The sequence below is a fragment of the Proteus sp. fly-1013 genome, assembly GCF_040140245.1.
Taxonomy (GTDB): domain Bacteria; phylum Pseudomonadota; class Gammaproteobacteria; order Enterobacterales; family Enterobacteriaceae; genus Proteus; species Proteus mirabilis_B.
Window position 1 is genome coordinate 72,297 of the sequence record NZ_JBEEWD010000010.1, and the last position, 26,331, is coordinate 98,627.

The following is a 26,331-nucleotide window of genomic DNA, read 5'->3' on the forward strand; positions in this document are numbered from 1 at the left end:
CGCTAGGATGATAATGTTCTGATTAAGTTAGAAAAATCTTCTTTGATGTCATGACTCTCTTCACGCAATTGCTCTATTTTTCGGCACGCATGAAGTACAGTTGTATGATCACGACCCCCAAAGGCATCCCCGATTTCAGGCAAGCTGTGGTTTGTTAATTCCTTCGCCAGCGCCATTGCCATTTGCCTCGGACGGGCAACCGATCGAGATCTCCGCTTTGACAGTAAATCAGCGACTTTAATTTTATAATATTCAGCAACCGTTTTTTGAATATTATCAATAGTGACTAATTTTTCCTGCAAGGCGAGCAGATCACGTAATGCTTCACGTACAAAGTCGATAGTAATGGCACGACCTGTAAAGTTTGCGTTAGCAATCACTCGGTTTAATGCACCTTCAAGCTCACGGACGTTAGAACGAAGTCTTTTGGCAATAAAAAAGGCCACTTCGTCAGGTAACTGAATTTGGTTTTCATCCGCTTTTTTCATCAAAATCGCCACTCGGGTTTCAAGTTCAGGTGGCTCAATAGCAACCGTTAATCCCCAACCAAAGCGTGATTTTAATCTGTCTTCAACACCATTTATCTCTTTAGGATAACGGTCTGACGTTAAAATGATTTGCTGATTACCTTCTAACAATGCGTTAAAGGTATGAAAAAATTCTTCTTGTGAACGCTCTTTATTGGCAAAAAATTGAATATCATCAATTAATAGTGCGTCCACAGAACGGTAATAGCGTTTAAAGTCTTCTATCGCGTTATTTTGTAACGCTTTTACCATATCTTGTACGAAACGTTCAGAATGCATATAAACGACTTTTGCATTCGCTTTACGTTCCATAATGCTGTTACCCACCGCATGCAATAAGTGCGTTTTACCAAGCCCTGTTCCACCATATAAAAAGAGTGGGTTATAAGCACCACCAGGGTTATCAGCAACTTGTCTTGCCGCAGCTCTTGCTAACTGGTTTGATTTACCTTCAACGAAGTTATCAAATTTATGTTTAGGGTTAACGTTAGAACGATAATTAAGTTCAGGCAATTGAGAAGCGGGTTGATTATCCCAACTTGGGCGAATAGGCTGACTATGCGTTGGAGCCGTATTCACTGTTGGATGTACAACCGCTTTAGGAATACTTTCCGTAGTACGTGTTGATGCGGGTTTATTACCGACTTCAAAACGCAAAGAAGGGACTTCAGAGCCACAAAAATCCACTAATAATGCGTTGATATTATTAATGTATTTTTCTCTCACCCAATCTAAAACAAAACGATTAGGTGCATACAGCGCCAGCGTATCATCGCTTAGTTCTGCCTGCAAGGGACGTATCCACATACTAAATTCAGTGGCAGGTAACTCATCCTGCAATCGGGCAAGACAATGCTGCCAAAGCGAAAGTGACACGGCGGACTCCCCTAAAAAAACAAGACTAAAAAATAAACAGGAAAAATGCAGTTAAACACTGTGTGCCTAAATACAAAGTGCACAACACCGTTCCTCTTCAATTCTTAATAAGGAACAACTCTTGGTGACAACGATTTTTTTTACATCGTGATTCACGATCGCAGACTGGCTATTCTGATCGTGACGGGGGATCATATCGCAAAATGAAACGAAGATCCTCTTTCTTTTGCACAGTTTTTATGGTTTTTATCCACAGGCTTGCTGATTTACGATAATTCACCAAATGAAATATGCAAAGGCGTTCTAGTGTACTTGAGTCGTCCTATAAATAGCAATTGGGGATAACTTTCTCTTTGCATAAATCTCCCTTTCTTATAGTAAGTGATCAAATATCTCTCATTTGATCCACTAAAGATCCTTGCGCTTTCACCATGAGTCCGTATAATCTTGCACCCTGCGTGCTTGTACCAACAAAGTCACTTATTAAGACCTTTTTTAGGCCGCTAATAAGCGTACTCGTTGCGCATAAGTCAGGATTGATTATCGGGTTTGCTAAAAAAGACGACAAAAATCGGTACTTAAAGCGTCATCTTCATTGACGCATTTGAGTGATTTTATTACAATCCCGCATCTTTCCATCATTGATGCTGCGATTGAAGTACCGGTTTGTTTATTTATTGCACGCCTGTCTGTCAACGCATTTGCTGAATCAGTAATTATATTAAGTAGGTAGAAATCGCCATGAAACGCACTTTTCAACCGTCTGTACTGAAGCGCAACCGTAACCACGGCTTCCGCGCTCGTATGGCCACTAAAAATGGTCGTCAGGTTCTGGCTCGCCGTCGTGCGAAAGGCCGCGCTCGTCTGACCGTTTCTTCGAAATAATAAAAGCTAACCATTCCGTGGTTAAGCTCGCTTTTCCAAGGGAGTTACGTTTGTTAACTCCCAAGCATTTCAATTTTGTTTTCCAGCAACCACAACGTGCGAGTTCTCCAGAAGTTACTATTTTGGGTCGCCAGAATGAGCTGGGGCATCCCCGCATCGGTCTAACAATCGCAAAGAAAAACGTTAAACGTGCTCATGAGCGTAATCGCATTAAACGATTAGCCCGTGAATACTTTCGTTTACATCAGCATGAATTACCGCCGATGGATTTTGTGCTATTAGTAAGAAAAGGGGTTGCTGAACTTGATAACCATCAATTGACGGAAGTATTGGGTAAATTATGGCGTCGTCATTGTCGCTTGGCTCAAAAGTCCTGATCTTGCTGATTAGGGGCTATCAACTGGGGATTAGTCCTCTGTTGGGGCCTCGTTGTCGTTTTAATCCTACATGCTCTAATTACGGAATTGAGGCATTGCGCAGGTTTGGAATGATAAAAGGTAGTTGGTTAACAGTGAAACGCATATTAAAATGCCACCCTTTACACGAAGGTGGTGATGATCCTGTCCCACCTAGAAAAAACGACGATAACAGAGAAAATTAACGATGGATTCGCAACGCAATCTTCTATTCATCGCTTTGCTGTTCGTTTCTTTCCTGATCTGGCAGCAGTGGGAGGGTGATAAAGTTTCACAAAACACCACCACTACCGCTCAGGTCTCGCAACAAGCGGACGTGCCAAGCAGTGATAGTCTTGCTGTAACTGGTAACAGCAATGAGCAGGCAAAATTGATTACCGTAAAAACTGACGTACTTGATATTCGTATCAATACTCAGGGCGGTACTATCGATGAGGCTGATTTGTTAGCCTATCCCGCCGAGCTTAATTCACAGACACCTTTCCGTTTACTGGAAACTACACCACAATTCCTGTATCAGGCTCAAAGTGGCTTAATCGGCCCAGATGGTCCAGATCAGAAATCTCGCCCAGTTTATAGTGCTGATAAAAACGAATTCGTACTTGGTGAAAACCAAGATGAATTACGCGTACCTATGACTTTCGTAAATGAAGAAGGCGTGAAATTCGTCAAAACCTTCATTCTGAAGAAAGGTCAGTACGATATCGGTATTGATTACAAAATTGAGAATACAACAGATAAAACGCTGACCATGAACTTCTACGGCCAGTTAAAACAATCTGTTAAATTGCCAGAAAGCCGTGATACAGGTAGCAGCAACTTTGCGCTACACACTTATCGTGGTGCGGCATACTCATCAGATGAAACCAACTATAAAAAATATAGTTTTGGTGATATCGAAGATAAAAACTTATCTCTAACCACGAATAATGGTTGGGTTGCAATGTTACAACAGTACTTTGCAACAGCATGGGTTCCTTCTAAAGATAGTCAGAACAATAACTTCTACTCTATCACTTTAGAAAACAAATCTATTGCTCTGATTGGTTATAAATCAGCACCAGTGACAATTGCACCAAATAGCAGTGCTGATATCAGCTCAACATTATGGGTTGGTCCTGAAATTCAGTCAGAAATGTCAGCCATTGCGCCACATTTAGACCTGTCTGTAGACTACGGTTGGTTATGGTTTATCTCTCAGCCACTGTTTAAACTGTTGAAATTCCTTCACAGCTTTATCGGTAACTGGGGCTTCTCCATCATCATGATCACCTTTATCGTTCGTGGTATCATGTACCCGCTGACTAAAGCACAGTACACCTCCATGGCGAAAATGCGTTTACTGCAACCAAAACTGGCTGCACTGCGTGAGCGTATTGGTGATGACAAACAACGTATGAGCCAAGAAATGATGGCGTTATACAAACAAGAGAAAGTGAATCCTCTGGGTGGTTGTTTACCACTGATTATCCAGATGCCAATCTTCCTTGCGTTGTATTACATGCTGATGGGCTCTGTTGAATTACGTCATGCACCATTCATGTTATGGATCCAAGACTTGTCTGCGCAAGATCCGTACTACATCCTGCCATTATTAATGGGTGTGACAATGTTCATCATTCAGAAACTGTCTCCAACAGCAGTCACTGATCCGATGCAACAAAAAATCATGACCTTTATGCCGGTTGTATTTACCGTATTCTTCCTGTGGTTCCCATCAGGTCTGGTTCTGTACTATATCGTCAGTAACTTAGTGACCATTATCCAGCAGCAGTTAATTTACCGCGGTCTGGAAAAACGTGGCTTACACAGCAGAGACAAAAAATAAGGTCACATGAGGAAAAACCTCTTCCTTGGTTACATTCAAAGGAAAGTGACATAAAATAGCGAAGGCGGTCTACAATGACCGCCTTCTGTTTTTTATATTGATATGATTATTCTGATTAAGCGAGTACACCATGCATAGCACTGATACTATCGTCGCTCAGGCCACACCTCCGGGAAGAGGCGGTGTTGGTATCCTACGCGTTTCTGGCCCTAAAGCTGCCCTTGTGGCACAAACTGTTTTAGGCAAGTTGCCTAAACCTCGTTATGCCGATTATCTGCCATTTCGCAATGATGACAACTCAGTACTTGATCAGGGTATCGCCCTTTTCTTCCCTAATCCGAACTCATTTACAGGTGAAGATGTTCTAGAACTACAAGGCCATGGCGGCCCCGTTATTCTAGATTTATTACTAAAACGTATTTTACAAATTCCCGGTGTGCGTATTGCAAACCCAGGGGAATTCTCTGAACGTGCATTTTTAAATGACAAGCTTGATTTAGCACAAGCAGAAGCGATTGCCGATTTAATTGATGCCAGCTCAGAACAAGCGGCTCGTTCAGCAATTAATTCATTGCAGGGTGCATTTTCCTCTCATATTAACGAAATGGTGGAATCATTAACTCACTTACGTATCTATGTTGAAGCTGCCATTGATTTCCCTGATGAAGAGATTGATTTTCTTTCTGACGGTATCATTGAAGGAAAACTTAACGCGGTTATTGCTGAATTAGATGACGTTCGTGCTCAAGCTCGCCAAGGTAGCCTGTTACGTGAAGGGATGAAAGTGGTTATCGCTGGTCGCCCTAATGCGGGCAAATCAAGCCTATTAAATGCATTAGCAGGTCGAGAAGCAGCTATTGTCACAGATATTGCTGGTACAACTCGTGATGTATTGCGTGAGCATATTCATATTGATGGAATGCCTTTGCATATTATCGATACAGCAGGCTTACGTGAAGCCAGTGATGAAGTTGAACGCATTGGTATTGAACGTGCTTGGAAAGAGATTGAGCAAGCAGACAGAGTGCTATTTATGGTTGATAGCACCACAACCGACGCCACAACACCTGAAGACATCTGGCCTGAATTTATGGCACGTTTGCCAAATACCTTGCCTGTTACTGTTATTCGTAATAAATCAGATTTAACAGGGGAAAATGTCGAGATCACGGCACAAGGTAACTACCCAATGATCCGCTTATCTGCTCGTGATGGAATGGGTATCGAATTACTGCGCGATCACCTAAAAGAAGCAATGGGTTTTAACAGCAATACTGAAGGTGGTTTCTTGGCTCGCCGTCGCCACTTACAGGCATTAAATACCGCAGCAGAACATTTACAGCAAGGTCATGAACAATTGGTTTATGCAAAATCTGGTGAATTATTAGCGGAAGAGCTACGACTGGCTCAGCAAGCATTAAGTGAGATCACTGGTGAATTTACTTCAGATGACTTATTAGGTCGTATTTTCTCAAGTTTCTGTATTGGGAAGTAATCACTAAATTTTACCTGCTATACCGTGTAAATTTTAATTTAACGGTTATGGCAGGTAAAGTCCGTTTTACACGCTATAACCACTAAACCTTGATCTACACGCTATAACCGGTATATTAGACATTAACGCCTATAACCGGTAGAAGATGATGATTATAATTAACGCCTATCAACTCAGCGTACATCTAAAAGATGTCCGATTAACAAAAAAGCTTTCTCAAGGTAAAGTCGCCCAAAAAGTGGGAATTCGACAAGACACTGTATCCAATTTTGAACTTAATCCTAATTCCACCAAGCTAGAAACCTTTTTCAAACTGCTCTCTGCTCTAAATTTAGAGATGGAAATTCATCCTAAAGATGCTAAAAATAATTTAGCACACAAAAGTGAATGGAAAGAGGAGTGGTAAATGGCGAGCCTTGATGTGTATATGAATGAATATCATGTGGGCATTTTTACTAAAAAAAGCTCAGGTGCGCATTCATTCCAATATGCTGAAGATTGGGTTAATCAACCGGGAAGTCGTCCTATATCTCTTTCTATGCCACTACAACTTCAAGAATATCAAGGAGATTGTGTCTATAATTTCTTTGATAATCTTTTACCTGATAATACTGAAATTAGAAATCGTATTGTGAGTCGCTATAATGCGAACTCAAATCAACCATTTGATCTATTAGCTGCCGTAGGTGCGGATACAGTTGGTGCATTACGGTTACTTCCCAGTGGTAGTACGCCAGCTAATATAAAAAAAATAGAATATAACAAACTTGATAACGCTGAACTTGAAAAAATACTATTAGGATATCAATCCAATACACCACTCGGAATGCTTGAAGAATATACTGATTTCAGAATTTCTATTGCTGGTGCACAAGAAAAAACAGCATTACTTTTAAAAGATGATCATTGGTGTGTGCCACACAATAATACGCCGACTACACATATTATTAAGCTGCCCATTGGTGTTATTGAAGGGCATTCCTACACAATGGATTTATCCGATAGTGTAGAAAATGAATATCTTTGTACCTTAATTGCCAAAGAATTTGATCTTCCTGTTCCTCACTGCTTTATTGTTAAAACAGAAAATATTAAAGCGCTTGCTGTAGAACGCTTTGATAGAAAATACTCATCAGATAAATCGTGGATAATACGCTTACCCCAAGAAGATTTTTGCCAAATTCTAAATATACCTTCAGCTCTAAAATATGAAAATGAAGGAGGACCTGGCATTATTGATATTATGAATTATTTGCTTGGTTCATCAAATGCTGATCAAGACCGTTTTCATTTTATGAAGGCACAAGTACTATTTTGGCTTTTAGCTGCAACAGATGGACATGCAAAGAATTTTTCTATTTTTATCAATCAAGAAGGACGTTTTCACCTCACTCCTCTTTATGACATCATGTCTATCTATCCCAATTTTGGAGGACAAGGACTTAATCCACGAGATGCAAAACTCGCTATGGGATTACAAGCAAGTCGAGGAAAAAAATATGCTATTGAGCAAATTTTCCCTCGCCATTTTTACCAAACAGCTGAAGCAGCCAGTTTCGATCCTTTATTGATGACAGATATTCTTCGTTATTTTTATAAAGAAATGGACGATGCCATCAAACGCGTAAAACAACAACTACCTGATGATTTCCCTTCTGAAATTCGCAATAAGATATTGAATGGAATGAAAGCACGCTCGGCAAGATTAGCCAATATTTAGCTATTTACCTACTATACCGTGTAAATTTTAATTTAACGGTTATAGCAGGTAAAGTCCGTTTTACACACTATAGTCGTTTTTTAATAATTAAGTGATAGTTTTACTCCTCCTTGCAGTTCATTTTTCAAACAATTAATCCTTGTTTATACTAATCAACATTGCTATATTTTCCGGAAAGAAAATCATAGGAGATATCTATGGCCACGACTTCTTTTAGCAAAAATTTTATTGTTAAGGACAAACAGTCTATTGAACTTATACAGAATGCTTTAAGTTATCCTCGACATATAAAAATAGTAAAACGGAATTACGAAACAGAAAATAGACAAGGAATTGCGTTATTAAAACAACGATTGTCCAACTTGGAAAACTACTAAAAGAGTTTGGTAAAGAAACAACAATTAAACTCTTAAGTAGTTTTTCTAATAATTTAAATTGTGACGTTGAGAAATTTTTAACTTCTTCTACTAAAGCAATAAGATTTGAGCAAACTAATAATGCACAAACCTATTTAATATTAAATGATAATGGTGAAATTCTTGCTTACTTCTCTTTATCCTTTAAAGAACTTATTCTTGATAATACAAAAATAAGTAAAACAAAAATACAACAACTCGATGGAATTTCTAAAAAAGCTGAAAGAATTAAAGCTTTTCTTATTGGTCAAATTGGGAAAAACACATCTATAATAAATAACCCTATTTCTTTAAAGTTAATCTTGAATGAGATTTATGCTGTCTTATCAGAAGCAAAAGCCCTTATTGGTGGTAGGATCATTATATTAGAATGCGAAAATAATAAAAATCTAATTCAACTTTATCAAAGACATGGTTTTACACTAATTGAAACCGAAAACAATTGTCCTTATTCTCTTCGCACTCTTTATATTCATATTATTGAAGAATAATAATAAATTAAATATCAATAAATAATACTTAGTTAAAATATTTATTTTTACATTTAATAAATAAAACTGATTACGCAATCGTTTACTTTTTACTTTTTCTATCTTGAATAAAGATCAATATATCTAACACGTATTAATACCATTATTAAATGTGCTTTTTAATGATCTAAATATAGAAAATCAGTCAATGACAATGCTAAACTTCGTTTTTAGTTAACTGGGTAAATATCCCCCTTATATTTAAGAGTCTATCGTGAGAACGCTTTATTTTACTGCGCTGACAACAGGCATTCTTTCTGCCATTTGGGCATTTGTTGCTAATCAGTTTGACTTATTAAGCTGGGCTGGCTTTTTAGGTTGTACCGCCTATTTTGCTTATCCTAAAGAGGGTATTAAAGGATTAGCTGTCACTATGGCTACCATTATGAGTGGCGTAATTTGGGCATTGGCGATTATTTATGGTAGCCAAGTATTTAGTGATATGTCTATTTTTGGCTATGCTGTCACTGGTGTTATTGCCTTTGTGATGTGTATTCAAGCTAAAAGTGCCCTACTCGCTTATATTCCCGGTACCTTTATTGGAGCATGCACTATATTTGCCGCTCAAGGGGATCTCTCTCAAACCATCCCTTCATTAATCGTTGGCGTTTTATTTGGTTACTCGATGAAAATGAGTGGACTTTGGGTTGCCAATAAATGGCCAAAAACAGCATAATTTATGCTAACTCAAATCTAAAAGCGGTATTTAGTTATGCTAAAGCCGCTTTTTTCTTTCTTAGCTATATAGTCAGCAATATAGTTAGTTATATAGTTAGCAAGGCACAATCATCGGTGTCCCAACAACAGGATCAGGAATAATTTGGCATTCCAAATCAAAAACTTGTTTGATTAGCGCTTGATTGATAATAGATTTTGGCTCTCCTTGCGCAATGATTTTTCCTTTCACCATCACCACCAAATTATCTGCATAACGACACGCTTGGTTTAAATCATGTAAGACGGCAACAACGGTACGCCCCTGTTGTTGATTGAGTTTTCGAAATATATTGAGTAATTCAATTTGATAAGCAATATCTAAATATGTTGTTGGTTCATCTAGCAGTAAAATCTCTGTTTGTTGCGCTAATATCATCGCCACCCAAACACGTTGCCGTTGACCACCAGATAACGAATCCACTGTTTTATCTGCAAATTCTACAATTCCAGTCTCTTTCATTGCAGTTTCTATGGCTAACTTATCTTCTCGACTCCATTGATGCATAAAACTTTGATGAGGAAAACGTCCTCTTGCCACTAAATTAGCCACGGTGATCCCTGAAGGCGCTTGCATCGTTTGTGGTAATAACGCAATTTGACGGGCTAACTTTTTGGTTGGCAATGCTGTTAAAGGCTGGTCATCTAATGAAACATAACCTGATAACGGTTTTAATAAACAACACAAGCTACGCAGTAGCGTTGATTTACCACAACCATTGGGACCAATAATAACGGTGATCTTTTTATCAGGAATAGAAAGCGAAATATCTTGGCAAATCGTTGTCTGTTGATATCCCAACTTTAAACTGTGTGTCTGTAATCGGCTATTGTGCATAACATTATCTTTTTATTGAATGATCACATTAAGCAAAATAAGGGTGATAAATTAACACCACCCTTTGCTGTGATTTATATTTAGAACCTGACTTCTACTGAAGCACCAACCATACGAGGGCGTTGGTAAATAGCGGTATCTTTATTATTATCTGGAATAAGAATTCGTTTATCAGAATCAAATAAGTTCTGAGCGAATAACGTTGTTCTACCCCATTTAAAGTTATAGCCAAGCTGTAAATTAGCTAACCAAAAACTATCTACTTTGCCACTATCTGCATTATTCGCATTCGAGAAGTAGTCTCCCGAGAACTGAACATTACCGCTAATATCCATCGCCTGTGTTAATTGATATTTAGCACCGACATTCGCAGTATAACTTGGTGCTCGAGCTAACTCTTTTCCTTCAATACCACTGTTACCAAAGTCTTTAATTTTCGTTTTTAATAAACCAACACCTGTATTTAATTCAAGAGAGTCTATTGGTTGATAAGCAACCGTTAATTCAGCACCATAAGTTTCAACCTTTTTTGCATTACGAATAGTGGAAGAGTTTGGCCCTAAATAAAATGGCAGTTGCATATCTTTATAATCGTTGTAGAACAAGTTTGTCATAACACTTAACTTGTTATCCAACAGGCTATTACGTGTATAAAGGCTATAATTCCATACATATTCAGGTGAATACACGTAAGTAACGATCGGCTTACCAATCGTCACACCTGCGCCACCACCGTTATAACCTCGACCGACAGCAAAACCGACGGTTTGATTCACAGCAGGTTTCCACGCGATATCTGCTTTAGGAAGAAACGTGTTATAGGTTTCATCAAAATCGATAGCAACGGCCGCACTTCCCCCATTACGGGTATGGTGCTCTCGTTCAAAACGCCCTGATAACGTTACGTCAATTTCAGGAAATAGTGTGTAAGTTAATGAACCGTAAGCGGAAGCTGTTTCTGTTTTATCATCAAAATAGCTACCACCAAAGATATTCACAAATTCATCTTGTTTGGCATGAAAATAACGTAAACCAAAAATTCCGCTTAATGCTTCACTGTCCGTTTTAAAACGGAGCATAGGTTCAAATTCAAACTCTTTAGCATCAATATCTGCACGAGGGCTTTGTGCTTCTGTCAGGCGGCGTGTTGAAAAATCAGTATAAATCAGTGTGTTTTCAACACTCAAATTATCATTCGCTTCCCATGTGGTATTTAAAATACCGCTGGTTGTTTTACGTTTAATAACCGGACGAAAACGTGAAGGAGCATTTGGCGCTAAATTACTTGCCATATTGGCTTCATTTTGCGGTGATCGACTATCAAGATGGCTGACTGTTAACTTGGCTTTAAAATCAGGATTATCTAAAGAGTCATAAAGCAGTTTTCCACGAAATGTATTGGAATGAATATCGCGTGGATCACCCGTTGGTGAATATTTATCCATATGAACAAAGCTTTCACGCTCTTGTCTTTCTGCGGTAAAACGAAATGCTAGTTTATCTTCAATCAGTGGCCCTGAAGTCATCACGGCATATTCACGAAGATCTTGCTGACCCGCCCCCAGTTTTACAGCATTTTCCCAATAGAATGTGGGATCTTGAGTTTTCACCAAAATCGCACCAGCAATCGCATTACGACCTTGAACATAGCTTTGCGGATCACGGAAAATTTCAACGGTATTCACATCCCATAGCGATTGAGCACCATAACCAAATTCGTTGTAGGTAAATGAACGACCATCAACGGAGAAATTAACTCTAGGGCGAGTACCACCTAAAAAGGCAATCGCACCTTGTGCAGGTCCAGAACCATCAACACCTCGAATAGCGGGTAATGCATTACTATTCCCGTTATCAACAATGTTGGGTGTCATTTGCAGTAATGTGTTCACATCTGCATTTGGTGTGGCTTCTATTTTTTTCGCATCATAAACCGTGACACTTGAGCCTGTGTCATAGATAGATTTATTCAGTTTTTCACCGGTCACAATTAATACATCCACTTTTTCATCGTGTTTTTTGTTGTCTTGTGACGTTGACGTTTTTTCTATTTCTTGTGCATTTATACTAGGAACGGCAATACATAAAGTTCCTAATAAAGCTGTTTGCACTAGTGTTGTTATTGTGGCTTTTTTAGCGCGTAGAGTAAGAACAGTAGACATAAGTCTATACCTTTCATGCCATAGAGCATGCCATTAGACGATTTATAAAATACCCTCATTACATCCCAAATGTTTAATTAGTCTTTCTGGCGACCATCCCATGACTCATCCTTAAGTTAGTAAATATTTACTTCCTTTATTATTATTTTAAGTTCTCTGTTTTCTTGTTAGTAACCACAACAAATAGAGCCCACCAATAACACCCGTCATTAAACCAACTGGCATCGTAATATTTATGGGTAGGCTTTGTGATAACACATCAGCAGAAAGTAAAAGGAGTGCGCCCATTAATGCAGAGCCCACAATGGGTAACTTTCCTGAATGGCTTAATCTGATCACTAATTGAGGTGCAGCGAGTGCGACAAAGGCAATTGGCCCTGCGCTGGCTGTCGCTAATGAGGCAAGTAATACGGCACTAAAAATCATCACCCATCTGACTCTACCCACATGGACACCCAATTGCTGTGCCATGTCATCGCCCATTTCCATTAACGTTAATGACTTAGCATAAAAAATAATAAGTGGAACAAGGATCAGTAAACCAATAAAGGTAGGATAAACATGTTGCCAAGTGCGGGCATTTAGTGAGCCCGCAAGCCAAAGGTTAGCCATGATGGCATTATCAATATTGCCCTTTACCAACAATAACCCATTAAAGGCATGTAAAATGGCACCGATGCCAATACCGATTAAAATCATGGTGTAACCAGACATAACACCATTTTTTAATGACAGCAGATAAACAATTAGCGCCGTTGCCATTCCGCCTATTAACGTAGAAATAGCGATATCCACAACGGTGCCATTGAAAATAATGATTTGAAGTAATGCACCTGTTGCTGCACCTGTTGTAAAACCAATAACATCCGGTGAACCTAAAACATTACGAGAAATCGACTGGAAAATAGCCCCTGAAATACCTAATGCAGCGCCAACGCCCATTGCGGTAAGCAGACGAGGCAAACGGATATCCATGACGATTTTTTCTTTAATGCCGCCTTCTGATTGCCCGACAACAATATCTATCAATGTAGAAAATTCGATAGGAAACTTACCTGTTGTAAGAGCGAAAAATGCCAGAGAAATCATCAATAAAAACAAAATAAAGGCGATGATGATATCTTTTGGAGAGAAGATCCAAGACCATGTACCTAATTGGCAGATAATCTCATTATTTTTAAGTTTCATAATGTAATGATCCGCCAACGTTTAACCAGATAGATAAAGAAAGGTCCACCAATCAGTGAGATCATAATACCAACGCTAATTTCCCCCGGTGTGCCAATTAACCGCCCTAAGCAATCTGCGACTAACATCACTAATGCACCAATCAACATTGACATAGGTAAGATACGTCGATATTCAGCACCGACTAAACGACGAGCAAAATGGGGAGCGGTTAACCCTAAAAAGCTAATAGGTCCAACGGCTGCGGTTGCACTCCCTGCAAGAAGCACTATTGCAAAAGCCGATAATAACCAAACTCGTTTTTGGTTAGCGCCCAACGCATGGCTAATATCATCACCTAACGTCACGATATCTAACGAACGCGTGAGTGAGTAAGCAATCACACTTCCAATTACCACTAATACCGTAATTGGGTACAAAACATCGAAGCTACGTCCTTGTAATGAACCCACAACCCAATGACGGAATTGATCGAACACGCGTTCATCACTATTTACCGTAACAAGCTGTGTAATAGCGAGTAAAACAACGGAAAGCGCAACACCTGCAAGCACCATTCTCACAGGATTAAGTCCATGTCTTACACCACCAAGAAGATAAACACCAACACCCGCGAAGAAAGCCCCTAATAAACCAAACCACATGTAAATAGTGACATCAGTGATCCCCGTTAGCGCAATTAAAGAGACAATCGCAACCATGGCTCCAGCATTAATACCAAACAAGCCCGGATCAGCGAGTGGGTTACGTGTCAGAGCTTGCATTAGTGTTCCGGCTCCGCCTAATGCGATACCAATCACTATCGCTAATAATGTGCGAGGAAAGCGTAGATAGCGCACTAATAAGTGCTCACTATTTGTCGTATCAAAATCGATAAAAGCCTGCCATGTTGTGTACATAGAAACAGGTCGGCTTCCTACAAATAAGCTTAATAGTGCAAAACAGAGCAACAGAAGAATAGCGCCTCTTATTCCCCACTTTATGCTGTGGTGAGAAGTAAACATGCGTTATTACTTATGTTGACTAAAGCGCGCAACCATATCACTGATAATTTCTTGCGCGCTGTAATAATCAATACGAAACGAGTTTGCACCTAAACCATAAACTTGCTTATTCTTTATAGAAGGTAGATTTGCAAGAATGGGATCAGCCATAAATACATCGGCTTCTTTGGCAGTTCCACTTAATAGGAACGTTGTAGGTGCGGTGAGTTGTGTTAAATGCTCATATTGAGCCCACACAAAATCTGAAACGGGTTTATCTTTCGGTTGCCACGCAAGATCTGCACTTTCAATGGTAAAACCGAGTTGTTGTAATAATACCGCATGAGGGCTGGTGGTTAGCGAAACGGGATTAACAGTACCAGCACCAAAATAAGAGATAATATTGACCTGACCTTCAGGGAGTTGTAGCGCTTCTTTCCCCTCTTTTACTACGTTCGCAAAACGCTGTAGTAGTGTACCGGTCTCTTCTTCTTGTCCTGTTGCTTGTGCCAATTGTAACGCTAAGCTTTCCCAACTCTGTTTGCCGTAATCTAAAACAATGGTAGGCGCGATTTGTTTAAATTGTTCAACTTGAGGATAGACCGTATCACCACCATTGATGGAAACAACGATTAAATCAGGTGCATAAAGATAAGCCATCTCTAATGAAACACTGCCCGCAGACCACAGTTTTTCAACCTTTCTCTCTTTTGCCACTTTATCCCATTGGGCAAAAAATTGGCCATTTGCCGCCGTTGAACTAGCAACCAACGGAGCTTGCATAGCAAGGAGCGTTCCGGTGATAGAAACTGATGCCGATAAAATACGCTGAGGTTTTGCGTTAATTTCAGTTTTAGTGCCATCAACGTTGGTAAAAGTGCGAGGCCAAGATTGGCTATCAGCGCCAACATCAGAAGCATTTGCTGTATTAACAATAAAAGAAAAAATAAAAAGACAAGCAATAGAGACAACGGATTTAAACATGACCACTTTCCAAGTAAATAATCTTTACTTTAAACAATAAATGTAATTATTAATGTTAATCATAATCAATATCATTAACAATAAGGATTTATGGGTTTGTGATCGGAAAAGTGAGAATGAGCGCACAAAAACAACTTTATAAAAAAACACCCAAGTCCAAGTTGTACTCAGGTGTTTCCGTTATTTTATTAATTTAATTGAAAATCTAATGAAACAATCAAAGGATTCAATAGGTTTTCAGGTTTAGGGCCTATGGGCTTTACACGTTTAACCGCAGCAATAGCCGCATTATCAAGAGAGGAAATACCCGAGGTACTTTCTATCTCAACCCTTGAAATCGCACCTTCAGAGGTTAGTGAAAAGCTCACCACCACCTGACCTTCATGTTGCATGCGACGTGCTTGTGATGGATAACGTTTATGGCGCTCTATTTCTCGACGCAGTGAACTAATATAGTGATTATCAGATTCGCCTTGCCCTATTCCTTTCTCGCTTAATGCATGACTTCTTCCTGCTAACGAGCTTGCCGTATGTTGCGTTACGCTTTCTGCCGATGCTTCTGAAGTCGTTTGCGCTACTTGGCTTTCTAAATCACGCTGTTTTATCGGCTCTACTTTTTCTTGCACCACCTGTTTTTTTACAGGTGTAATTGGTTTTATAGGTATAGGCTTTTCTTTTATTTTTTCAGGTATTTTCTTTGGTGCTTCAACAAACTCCCCTTTTTCGGCAATGGGTAAAACAATGGGCGTTTCTTGTTGTTCCGTTTCCACTAAAGGTTCCGGCACGACTGTTGATTGTTGAGGAGGTGAAAATACCACTTGGTAAACGGATAATGTATTTTCTTGTTGCTGATGAATATGGTGCGCACTTTCTGTCATAGAAAGTGAACGTAACACCCAACTTAATACGCCGATATAAACTAACGATATGCCAATCAGCCAATAATAAATATTAAACGGATGCCTGACAGAAAGTGCCAACATAAATAAAAGCTCCTTACTCTCTTTTAATTAAAATTGTGCAGTCACACCTAATCGGAATGTTCTTCCCGGTGCAGGCATACCTGATCGCGTTAAAGGATCAATGTAGTATTCGTTTAATAAATTACTGCCCGTTATTTCAAAAGATAAATTAGGGCTATATTGATAGTTAATATAAGCATCAACGGTAAAGACTTTTGCCCAACGCATTGGATTATTATTTTGACCGTACATTTCTCGTGGTAATTTTTCTTTTAGCCATTTTTCATCTTTATTTTCCACTTCTGATGAATAAAGCCAGCGACTACCAATTTCTAATTTATTATCTAACCAACGAGTCCCTAAATGTAAATTAACCGAATATTTAGGTTGAATAGAGGTACGTAAAAAACCACCGGGATAACCACCCGTCATACATTGTTTAACACCTAATAACCCTGAAGGATCGTAGTTACTGAAAGCATTTCTATCACATACTTTATTTTTATGGCTATAAACTAAAGCTGTATCCATAAAAATAAAACCATTATCAAAGCGAGCTTGAACCTCTAATCCCTCTAATATTTGCTTTTCAAATTGCCTAATTTGCCAGTTCGTATCTCTATCAAACACATTTTCAATATTGGTACGAAAATAATTAATTTTAATATCGGCATGGTGCTCCACATTTAGCCAATCTGTCAAATCAAACACAACACCTAACTCAGTACTTTTTGCACGTTCGGGTTTTAATTTAAAACCGTAATAACGCGCTTTTGACCCAGAAAAGCCACTGGTATTTTCAAATAGATTAGGTAACCGTAGTTGTTCGGTATAACGTCCATAAAAACGCAATATATCGTTGGCATATACCGTCGCAGACACTAAGGGTGAAAATGCACCATGATGATAACTGGGCTCTGGTGCAAATTTATCTTTATCATCATCAAGATAGATAGGTGTAGGACTAGAAACCCCCATTTCATATTTATTAACTAAATTACCTGTAATTGGGTGAGCTACTTTTTCATCCATATTAAGATAACCGTTTAACAAAATATTATTGCTTTTTAATAACTCTCCATCTTCATCAAGACCCCAATATAATAATTCCGTTTTCATTGGTCTCATAGTAGTAGAGTTAAAAACAATATTCCCTTTCTCATCACGGAGATATGTTCTATTTTCAAAATGCATTTGTTTTGAAATTTTTATTATACGATTAATTTCTTTTTTTATATTACCAGGTAGTTTTTCATACTCTGGATGAGTTAATTTATACTCTTGTACTATCCTTCTTTTTTCTCTAAGTTCAGGATCTCTTATTACTCTTTTATATTTTTCTGGTAACTGTTGTTCCGTAATTCCACATAGAGTGCCAACTAAATAACACTCTTCCTGTGTCAATGTTCTTTTATAACTTACTAAATATCCTCTAATAGAGGGAGTTTTCTCATAACCTTTTACGTTATTCCGTCGCTTATTATTTAAAAAAGTATCTGTTAAATGATAATAATGGTATTTGCCACCCGCAGTAATAGCTAACCAAGAAAACGGCTTCCAATCAGTGGAAAGGGCTAAATTAATTTCATGACGTTGCCCTGCTCGCCCTGAGGTAACAAAATCAAAACCGGCTGGTACTTCTAATTCATCACTGTCTAATTTTTCAAATTGATAATTACTAGAAAATGAAATAGAAAATTGAGGTGATAATTTAAATATCGAGGATATATCAATACCATAGCGATTGTTCTCTTGATAAAGAGAAGATGTATCAATAAATCCAGTTTCATAACTGAGATCCCATTGTGTATTTCTACTAGAAAATGAGTCAACTTGTTTTGGCTCCCTTGGTTTTCCTCCTCGTGTATTAGTATGACCTGTAGTTAAATTGCCCCATAGTCTTAATAGTAAATCTGTTTTTTTATCTTCTGGTTTATATTGATAAGTTAATATTCCTGCTTGTTGTGTAATATTTCCCAGAGGCCACTGATTGACTAAATTTTTATCATAACGAACCCAACTTAGGCGTGATGGCATAATATCGCCAAACAGCAAATCTGTGTATCGATAGTTAATTGAAAAACGATGTGTTGATTCAGGGAATAATGTTCCTTTAACTAAAAGAGAACGACTACGATTAGAGGTATTAGGGACTTCATTATCAGGACGATAAATATGAGCAATAAAAGGTAAATAAGGCTCAAAATTTCTTGTTCCATCCCTTACATGAACGGATTCTAATAAGTCTTTATTATTCTCACTATATTTTTTGGCATTTCTTTTTCCTGCAAAGTAATTTCCTTTTTCTCGTAGTGCGTAAGCAAATAATAAGTTAAAATTTTCTTCTTCAAATCCCACCCCAAGTCGAAATGAATAATCTTGAAAATTTTGTACTTTACTTTTTTGAGGGGTTATTTCTAAAGCAGGATCAATAATGTAAGCATTTTGCTGGTAAAATTTTGGGTAATAGCGGTAATCTTCAATCATATTTGTATAAACTTCTTTATACCGTGTAGAGTTATTACTAATATCTCCTTTAAAATTAATCCCAAAAGAATCACCAATAGGTACAATATCTCGAATATCTAAAGTTTTTACTGCAATACCCCCACCAATACCCGTTTTCATATCAGGTGTTAATGAGGGACCTTTTTCAATATAGATACTGCTAATCAGATTAGAATCAATATAGTTACGATTAGATGCACCACTATAACCTCGATAAACAGTAATTGCCTGCTCGGTCCCATCGACAGTAACAGGTATCCGACCTTGCCCTTGAATACCTCGAATATTAGGATCAAGCGCCCCACCATTACGCGCTTCGCCACTATAAACACCAATGGCGCTTTTTAGTAAATCAGCGGGAGAAACGCCTTGATAACGCTCTAATAGCTCTTTTCCTAAATAAACATTAGAAACATCTTTCTCATAAACGTGTGAATAACCCTGTTTATCTTTTTCTTTATTATCAGAAATTTGAATATGACCAAGATCGGTTTTATCTTCTTTGGCTTGCAGATAAAAGCAAGGAGAATATAGCGATAGAGAAACGAAGATTGAAACAATTTTTCGCTTTTTAAAAAGCATTACATGCATTGTTTTACCTATTCAATTAATAAAGGAAGTCACTTATTTAATTAAAATTGTTTTTCTAATTTAAATAACACTTCATGTTGCTGATATTGATATAACCAATCCACATTGCTTAATCTTCGGGTATAACGTAATTCTATTGTGGGATAAAACCCTAAAATAAAAGGTGATTTATTTTTAATATTAGCTGTAAAAATAAAACCATTATCTTTTCTTCTCTTTTTTAATAAAGGGTTATAGTTATTAAAATATTTAAATTGATACTGTAAAAAAAGAGAGATATGCCAATTCACTGATAATGGATAATAAACGCCAGTTTTTATACCATACAACTGATAATTTAATAAAGTATTTTTTTTACGATCTAACTGATAATTTAATTGATTAACTAACTGCATTCTATTATTAAAATAATAGTTATGGTAAGTACTATAACTTACTCGCTTACTATTTAAATTATTTAACGCTTTTTGATATTTCTTTATTTTATAATCAAAACTTAAATTAATAGTTTGCTTTTTATTAATAAAATAAGAAAACTGTGTTTCATTTCCCCACGCTTGATATTCATATTGTTCCCGTGATGATTTTATTTCGTAATAAGGTATTATTGACCACTGATATTGCGGTTTTTGATAGCGATAACCCAGTTGTGTATATAATGCAAAAAAATTGGCGTTACGGTGAGAATGATAATCTATATATCGAGCATAAGTATAAGAAGAAAAAGTATGATGAGAATAAATAATAAAAGGTTGATAAAAAGAAAAATAATGAGTAATTCCTGTAGATGCAATAGGTTTTGCACCTCTTAGCGTCGTTTTTCCTTGGGTTGATTGAGAAATAATTTTTTCAGATAAGTAAGGTGCATGGTTAATATTATCATCATAAAAAAAGCCAAGTTGATAGAAACGTTGGCCTTGAAAATAAGAGGCTAACTTAACCTTATAAAACTCAATAGACTGGATAATATTTTTAGATAAATCAACGATATTGCTCAGTTGATTAAGTTGTTGCTGTGCTTTTTTATATTCTCGTAAATGAAAATAAAGTTGAATTAATCCTGTTTGGGCTGGGATAAAATCGGATTTTTGCTTAAGTTGTTGCTGATAATAAAATTCAGCGTTTAAAAAATCACCTTTATTTTGTGCCAATAACGCCTTTGCGTAATTAACAAGTAATACTTCATGTTGAGATTGTTGTTGATAATAAAGCAATAATCTTTCTGCTTTTTGCCACTGTTGTTGTTGCAAATAGTGATAAAGTTGCTGACCAATTTCAGCTGTATTCGTTGTTTCAAGATAATAAAATGGCTTGTCACGGCTCTCTTTTGCACTCCCATTAAATGAAAATAAAATAAGCAATAAAGCCAATAACCCTCTTATTAAAGGTCGATAATAATTCATGGTATATCCTTATAAAAACAAAAGAACAATTCCTTTAAATCGGCTTAATTTAGATAAAAAAAAACAGATAACCCTATACCAGATTATCTGTTGCTAACATTTAGCGTAATGACCACTAATACCACTTTAAAAAGAATTAACCGATTGTATTACCAAATAAATCTATAATATTATTTTTGAAAAAATCAAGAAGCGTCCATGCTTGCTGTCATTTATTCACTGTCACTGCTATTTTTCGTACCACCAAAACTAATGTCTTTTTTATGATCTGAACTAAACACCACAATACCTGCTAACGCCTCTGCACTTTCACCAAAGAAAGCGCCTTCAACAACCCCTGATGTTGACCCTTCATTTGCATCTGCAGAAAACGTCACTTGATTATTTGCGGTATAAAGATTTCCTCCTGCTAAATCAACCGTACGTTGACTATTAGTCAGCGAACCTTCGATTTTCTTCTGTGAAAAATCAACATCAAACGTACCTGAAAGTAAGTTACTGCCGCTATATTGACTAATACCCGTTACCGTATAAGTAGCGCTATCTGTTGGTAATGTGGTTGTAACATCTTTACCGACATAATAGGTTTGGTGTGTCGCATCTGTCGTTGATGTTGTTTTTGCCCAGTCACCAAAATAAACATTAGCATCTGTGATTTTGGCAAAGTGGAAAACACCCATATCACTATGACTAGCAGGCGTACTTTCATTAGGTTGAATAGTATAAATTCCATTACTATCCGCTCCACTACTCATCATTGGCGAGGTTAATGAAGCAAAACCAATTTTTTTCCCGCCTCCTACTGTGCTAATACCAACTCCCGGCTCTCCACCAGGCATTTGATGAGAGCCGTATTGAACAGCATCACTTGCTCCCACTGTCATGATGTTTAAAGGCCCGCTTTGATTAGAATGAATTTCAGCATGTACTGCATGAGAGCCCATTAATATAAATAATGCGCAGACTAATTTATTACGTTTTTTCATAATAACTTCCTTATTATTCATTGGAGGGTGTGGCTACTTATTATAAATAGAAATAACAAGTAGCCACTTACAGAAATATTAATATTTTATCTATCTTTCCAACTTCACTTACGAATATAAAGTTTGCTGTGTTGTTCGTAGGTAATATTAAATAAATCTCTTTTGTTGTAAATAACACATTTTAATTAGAGAGATTTTAATTAACCCTATTTATGTTATGAGAATTAAATTAATTAAATGATTTACTTTGATTTTTTATTTAAATACATAAAAAATCAACAAATATTTCATGTTTATTTTTGTGAACAATCTCGCAATTATTTATCTTTATTTGTTTTGAGACTAATTAATATTTATTAGGTATTTTAGCTTTCTTATAAGTTATATATTATAAATATAATCATTAATAAAATTAGAAACCTATTTCATTCATTATATTTTATTTATTTCCTCAGAAATTATTTTTATAAAAATATCACGATCTTTATTCTGAATATTATTATTCCAAATAACACCTATTTCCCATTGTGTATACAAACCAGAGAGTGGCAATAAAGTAACTTTTTGTTTATCACAAATAAGTTCTGCACTTTTAGGTACCAATGCCATTCCTAATCCTGCGGCAACTAATGCTAGCTGCGTTTGAATATCTTGCGATTGTTGTAATACACGAGGTTTGATTTGATGATATTTCAGAAAATCATGGATTTGTTGATACAGTTTTTTTCCTTTTTCAGGAGACAACTGAATAAGCCCAAGCGTATTAAAGTAGTGTAGTGGATCATCATCAGCCTCTAGCACCATAATAGTTTGCGTGGGAATGGCTAACATCAATCGCTCTTGCACTAACGAAATACTTTTTAGTGGCTCTGTAACCGGTAAACGTGAAAACGCTAGATCAAGCTCACCTAAAAGTAATTTATCTTCCATTGTGTTAGAAGGCATATCATCAATATGAACGGTGATATCAGGATGAACATGATTAAATTTTGCCAATAGTGGTGTAATAAAATTTAATGAGGACAGACCAAATCCTGCATACAGCTCTACTTTTTGAGGAGCACTCAATTGGCGAGCTTGTTTTTCTAGAATACGGGCTTCTCTTAAAACTGATTGAGATTGGCTTAGTAAATACTGTCCTTCAGGGGTTAATTTTGCGCCGTGACGTCCACGCTGGAAAAGAGTGACACCCAATTGAGATTCTAATGTTTTTATCTGCTTAGTTAGCGCCGGTTGGCTAATACAAAGCTTTGATGAAGCTTCACCAAAATGTTCTGTTTCAGCTAAAACAACAAAAGCATTCAATAAACGGGTATCCATGATTAATCATTAATCCTATCTTATTTTTCCTTTTATTATTCTAACATAGAATAAATAAATAAAATTAATAACCACCGCCAATATATTAATAAATAAAACAAATAGATTAAATTGAGATTATTCTTTAACCAAAACAAAAACAGCTAACAAAATAAAAGCTGTTTTTTATTGAATTACGCTTTACCAAATCGAACTGAAATAGGATCTTGCTCATTTCCTAATTTTGTCGTTAATATCGAATAAAGTTCAGGTCTTCGCCCTGTTAGCCAACGTCTTCCGGTTGAGTTTTCTAATAATGAGAGATCAATATCTGCAATCACCATATCATCATTAATCGCTTTGCTCTCTTTTACTATCCGTCCATAAGGGTCGATGATCATTGCATTCCCTGTACGAACTTCTTCCTCATCACGACCTACACCATTACTAAATAGTACAAACATGCCATTATCATGCGCTCTTGCAGGTAACCAACGCATTAACCAGCCTCTTCCGTGCTCACCTTGAAATGCCTCTTGTAATGATTTGGGATCTTGATGTCGATTCTCCCAAAGTGTCATAGGAATAGGCTTCATACTATGTGGGCTGCGTGAATTTGTTCCACCTGTTTGATGAGGTGCAAGTAAAATATCGGCACCTAATAATGCATTAGCGCGTGCGTTTTCTACTAAGTTATTATCCCAGCAAATTAATACTCCCATTTTAACGCCCCAAGGAGTTTCAAATACGGTGTATTGCTCACCACTTTTGATGATCGGATGTTCGAAGGCATGTAATTTCCGATGCTTATGCAAAGAGCCATCAGGCATACAAACAACCCATGTATTATAGAGTGTATTGTCTTCTGTTCGCTCAATAAGCCCAACACCTATCGCCATTTGATGCGTTATCGCTTTTTGTTTGATTAACGCTAAAGACTCACTATCAGAAACACGTTCGCTTAATGCGTAGACTGCATGTTCTGGCAATTGAGGAACGTGCCAATATCCTGTAATGCACATTTCAGGAAGCACTAATACATCCACCTGCTGACTAGCTGCATTATCTATAAATTGATGAATTTTCGCTAAATTATAAGCTTTGTCGTTTGCTTTATGCTGAAACTGCACAGTTGCAACGCGTAATGTTTTAGGTGTGTTCATACGTTTTTACCTGTTAAGCCCTGTATTTCTCTCAATATAAAAACGTATTTATTGCTTAAAAGATAATCACTTATTCTCTACTTTTGATAACCTTTTGGAATGAAATAGGATAACAGCAAGAAATAACAGGGTTCTGCACCTCTGTTTCATGGAATAAATACCTTATTTTCTGGCATCATAATGGCAATAAAGGAGTATTTATGTCTGCTAAGTCCCTATTTATAATTCTTTCATTACTAGGATTATCGGTTTCCTGTTTGGCGGGAGATGGCTTAGTGGATAGAACATGGCCAGCTTCTGGATTAGATACACAAAGCTATCGACAAGCATTAAGACAGCCGACAGCAAGTTCTCGATATACTCTTTTTAATATCACACCAGATATGCCCGTTCCGGGTGGTGCAAGCCATTCTGATCCTCAAGGTATTCGTTATATTGCAATGAAATATGGCCCTTATGGTCAGCCAGAGCACTATAAAACCTACCAAATTATGTTTTCTCACTATTCAAATAGTAGTACGAAGAAAATTCGCTATTTAGGTGAGCTATATACCGTGGTCGGCGATATCTATTTAATTGATCCCTTTGCAACAACCAATGAATGGCAACGTGGCCGTAGCCAAATCGTTGAAGAGTATTATGAGATATTAGATGCTCATGGAAACAGAACAGGCAAAGGATTACGCTTTAATAATTGGGATAAACCAATTCATATAACTAAGTGGTCATCAAATTAATATACTCTTAATCAATATTCCTTTTTGTTAACTCTCTCTTAATGTCGTCATTTTTTCTTTTATTAAAATAAGTACTTTGAATATTAACCTACGTTAATACTTTTTAAGTTTATATAAATAAAAAATATAAGAATATCAATAACTGACATTATTCTCTTAATTTCTATTTAATTTAATTATTTCTTTATATAGAAGTTTAATTCAAAGAAAAGTTAGTTTTTATTTCACTTATCTATTTAAAATAATCATTAGCTTATGAAAATCATAGAATATTATTTCAAACAGTTTCGCACTATCGCATTACCTGATCGTGTGTATTTAAAGAACAAGTTTATTCGTAACCTAGGTTATCAACCTAACTTTAAAATACCGACATCGCTTAATGAAAAAATTAATGCTCGTATGCTATTTGATAGAAATCCAATTTATACGCGCTTAGCCGATAAAATCAAAGTCAGAGACTATGTGATAGAAAAGATTGGCCCACACTATCTGGTTCCTATCATTAACACCTATTCTCATCCTGATGAAATCGATATCACTCAACTTCCTTCACGTTTTGTACTCAAATGTAATCATGACAGTGGTAGTACAATCATCTGCCTTGATAAAGCCACTTTTGATTTTGAAAAAGCAAAGAAAAAGCTTCAGTTTCATTTAAAACGTAATCTCTATCCTGTCACTCGTGAATGGCATTATAAAAAAATCAAAGCTCAAATTCTTTGTGAAGAATATATTGATTTATTTGATACACAAAATCCAATGATACCAACGACTTGTCGTCTTCACTGTTTTAATGGTCAGCCTCTTTATGCTGAAATTGATATTTCTGACACCAAAGGGAATGAGTACATTAATGTGTATGATACAAATTGGCAGTTACAACCTATCACATTAGAAGATCCCAACACTCCAGAACTTGTTGAAAAACCGGCTCAATTTGAAAATATGTTGCAATTAGCCGCTAAAATGGCAAATGACTTTAATTATTGCCGAGTTGATTTTTTAATGTCTGAAAATAGGCTTATCTTTAGCGAAATGACTTTTACTCCAAATGCAGGACGTATCCCCATCAAACCTAAAGAGTGGGATTACAAATTAGGTGCATTGTGGTCATAAT

Annotated in this window: 23 protein-coding genes; 11 read left to right on the forward strand and 12 right to left on the reverse strand. The window is 36.9% G+C overall.

Annotation, left to right across the window (positions count from 1 at the left end; all coding sequences use genetic code 11):
* Nucleotides 1–2: 2 nt before the first annotated feature.
* The gene (dnaA, locus tag ABN236_RS17140) at nt 3–1,403 is read right to left on the reverse strand and encodes a chromosomal replication initiator protein DnaA (protein WP_098941507.1); all 1,401 of its coding nucleotides are present in this window, start codon (nt 1,401–1,403) and stop codon (nt 3–5) included.
* Nucleotides 1,404–2,144: 741 nt separating this feature from the next.
* Here dnaA and rpmH point away from each other — a divergent pair.
* The 9 genes from rpmH to ABN236_RS17185 all read left to right on the forward strand — a co-directional run bounded on the left by rpmH (nt 2,145) and on the right by ABN236_RS17185 (nt 9,369).
* On the forward strand, nt 2,145–2,288 hold the full coding sequence (gene rpmH, locus ABN236_RS17145; RefSeq protein WP_004246509.1) for a 50S ribosomal protein L34: 144 nt from the start codon (nt 2,145–2,147) through the stop codon (nt 2,286–2,288).
* Between the two features lie 17 nt (nt 2,289–2,305).
* Nucleotides 2,306–2,665, forward strand: coding sequence for a ribonuclease P protein component (rnpA, locus tag ABN236_RS17150; protein WP_071788569.1), 360 nt, complete (start codon nt 2,306–2,308; stop codon nt 2,663–2,665).
* Complete coding sequence (gene yidD / locus ABN236_RS17155; RefSeq protein ID WP_072064717.1) at nt 2,629–2,889, forward strand: membrane protein insertion efficiency factor YidD; 261 nt, start codon at nt 2,629–2,631, stop codon at nt 2,887–2,889. Before rnpA ends, yidD begins: the two co-directional genes overlap by 37 nt.
* A gap of 2 nt (nt 2,890–2,891) precedes the next feature.
* Entirely contained in the window at nt 2,892–4,532 is a 1,641-nt protein-coding gene (gene yidC, locus ABN236_RS17160; protein ID WP_088494145.1) for a membrane protein insertase YidC, read from the forward strand.
* Nucleotides 4,533–4,662: 130 nt separating this feature from the next.
* Nucleotides 4,663–6,027: a tRNA uridine-5-carboxymethylaminomethyl(34) synthesis GTPase MnmE gene (mnmE, locus tag ABN236_RS17165; protein WP_023583363.1), complete on the forward strand. Its 1,365-nt coding sequence runs from the start codon at nt 4,663–4,665 to the stop codon at nt 6,025–6,027.
* A gap of 148 nt (nt 6,028–6,175) precedes the next feature.
* Nucleotides 6,176–6,433: a helix-turn-helix domain-containing protein gene (locus ABN236_RS17170; RefSeq protein ID WP_072070485.1), complete on the forward strand. Its 258-nt coding sequence runs from the start codon at nt 6,176–6,178 to the stop codon at nt 6,431–6,433.
* On the forward strand, nt 6,434–7,747 hold the full coding sequence (locus tag ABN236_RS17175) for a type II toxin-antitoxin system HipA family toxin (RefSeq protein WP_349474477.1): 1,314 nt from the start codon (nt 6,434–6,436) through the stop codon (nt 7,745–7,747).
* Nucleotides 7,748–7,944: 197 nt separating this feature from the next.
* Nucleotides 7,945–8,124, forward strand: a complete 180-nt coding sequence (locus ABN236_RS17180) for a hypothetical protein (RefSeq protein WP_088494147.1) — start codon at nt 7,945–7,947, stop codon at nt 8,122–8,124.
* Between the two features lie 783 nt (nt 8,125–8,907).
* Nucleotides 8,908–9,369, forward strand: a complete 462-nt coding sequence (locus ABN236_RS17185; protein ID WP_349474478.1) for a DUF1097 domain-containing protein — start codon at nt 8,908–8,910, stop codon at nt 9,367–9,369.
* 96 nt (nt 9,370–9,465) lie between these two features.
* On the opposite strand, the gene ABN236_RS17190 is transcribed toward ABN236_RS17185, so the two are convergent.
* From ABN236_RS17190 to ABN236_RS17240, 11 genes are all read right to left on the reverse strand, one after another.
* A complete protein-coding gene (locus ABN236_RS17190) occupies nt 9,466–10,245 on the reverse strand; it encodes an ABC transporter ATP-binding protein (protein WP_318620897.1) in 780 nt (259 codons plus the stop codon).
* 80 nt (nt 10,246–10,325) lie between these two features.
* Nucleotides 10,326–12,407, reverse strand: coding sequence for a TonB-dependent receptor (locus ABN236_RS17195; RefSeq protein ID WP_349474479.1), 2,082 nt, complete (start codon nt 12,405–12,407; stop codon nt 10,326–10,328).
* 147 nt (nt 12,408–12,554) lie between these two features.
* A complete protein-coding gene (locus ABN236_RS17200) occupies nt 12,555–13,595 on the reverse strand; it encodes a FecCD family ABC transporter permease (protein ID WP_194951533.1) in 1,041 nt (346 codons plus the stop codon).
* Nucleotides 13,592–14,599 (reverse strand): FecCD family ABC transporter permease, encoded by a 1,008-nt coding sequence (locus tag ABN236_RS17205; RefSeq protein ID WP_349474480.1) that lies wholly within the window; start codon nt 14,597–14,599, stop codon nt 13,592–13,594. The genes ABN236_RS17200 and ABN236_RS17205 overlap by 4 nt, the downstream gene beginning before the upstream one ends.
* 6 nt (nt 14,600–14,605) lie before the next feature.
* Nucleotides 14,606–15,562 (reverse strand): Fe2+-enterobactin ABC transporter substrate-binding protein, encoded by a 957-nt coding sequence (gene fepB / locus ABN236_RS17210; RefSeq protein ID WP_349474481.1) that lies wholly within the window; start codon nt 15,560–15,562, stop codon nt 14,606–14,608.
* A gap of 188 nt (nt 15,563–15,750) precedes the next feature.
* The gene (locus ABN236_RS17215) at nt 15,751–16,545 is read right to left on the reverse strand and encodes a cell envelope integrity TolA family protein (protein WP_349474482.1); all 795 of its coding nucleotides are present in this window, start codon (nt 16,543–16,545) and stop codon (nt 15,751–15,753) included.
* Between the two features lie 27 nt (nt 16,546–16,572).
* Nucleotides 16,573–19,623 (reverse strand): TonB-dependent receptor domain-containing protein, encoded by a 3,051-nt coding sequence (locus tag ABN236_RS17220; protein ID WP_349474483.1) that lies wholly within the window; start codon nt 19,621–19,623, stop codon nt 16,573–16,575.
* A gap of 41 nt (nt 19,624–19,664) precedes the next feature.
* Entirely contained in the window at nt 19,665–21,026 is a 1,362-nt protein-coding gene (locus tag ABN236_RS17225) for a surface lipoprotein assembly modifier (RefSeq protein ID WP_349474484.1), read from the reverse strand.
* Nucleotides 21,027–21,238: 212 nt separating this feature from the next.
* Nucleotides 21,239–22,012 carry a Slam-dependent surface lipoprotein gene (locus ABN236_RS17230; RefSeq protein ID WP_349474485.1) on the reverse strand — a complete coding sequence of 258 codons (774 nt, stop codon included), beginning with the start codon at nt 22,010–22,012 and terminating at the stop codon, nt 21,239–21,241.
* Nucleotides 22,013–22,444: 432 nt separating this feature from the next.
* Nucleotides 22,445–23,332: a LysR family transcriptional regulator gene (locus tag ABN236_RS17235; RefSeq protein WP_349474486.1), complete on the reverse strand. Its 888-nt coding sequence runs from the start codon at nt 23,330–23,332 to the stop codon at nt 22,445–22,447.
* Nucleotides 23,333–23,505: 173 nt separating this feature from the next.
* Nucleotides 23,506–24,474, reverse strand: a complete 969-nt coding sequence (locus tag ABN236_RS17240; RefSeq protein WP_349474487.1) for a nitrilase family protein — start codon at nt 24,472–24,474, stop codon at nt 23,506–23,508.
* Nucleotides 24,475–24,674: 200 nt separating this feature from the next.
* On the opposite strand from ABN236_RS17240, the gene umoA reads away from it, so the two are divergent.
* Nucleotides 24,675–25,211, forward strand: a complete 537-nt coding sequence (gene umoA, locus ABN236_RS17245; protein ID WP_075673724.1) for a UmoA family flagellar biogenesis regulator — start codon at nt 24,675–24,677, stop codon at nt 25,209–25,211.
* 255 nt (nt 25,212–25,466) lie between these two features.
* Entirely contained in the window at nt 25,467–26,330 is an 864-nt protein-coding gene (locus ABN236_RS17250) for an ATP-grasp fold amidoligase family protein (RefSeq protein ID WP_349474488.1), read from the forward strand.
* Nucleotide 26,331: the final 1 nt, after the last annotated feature.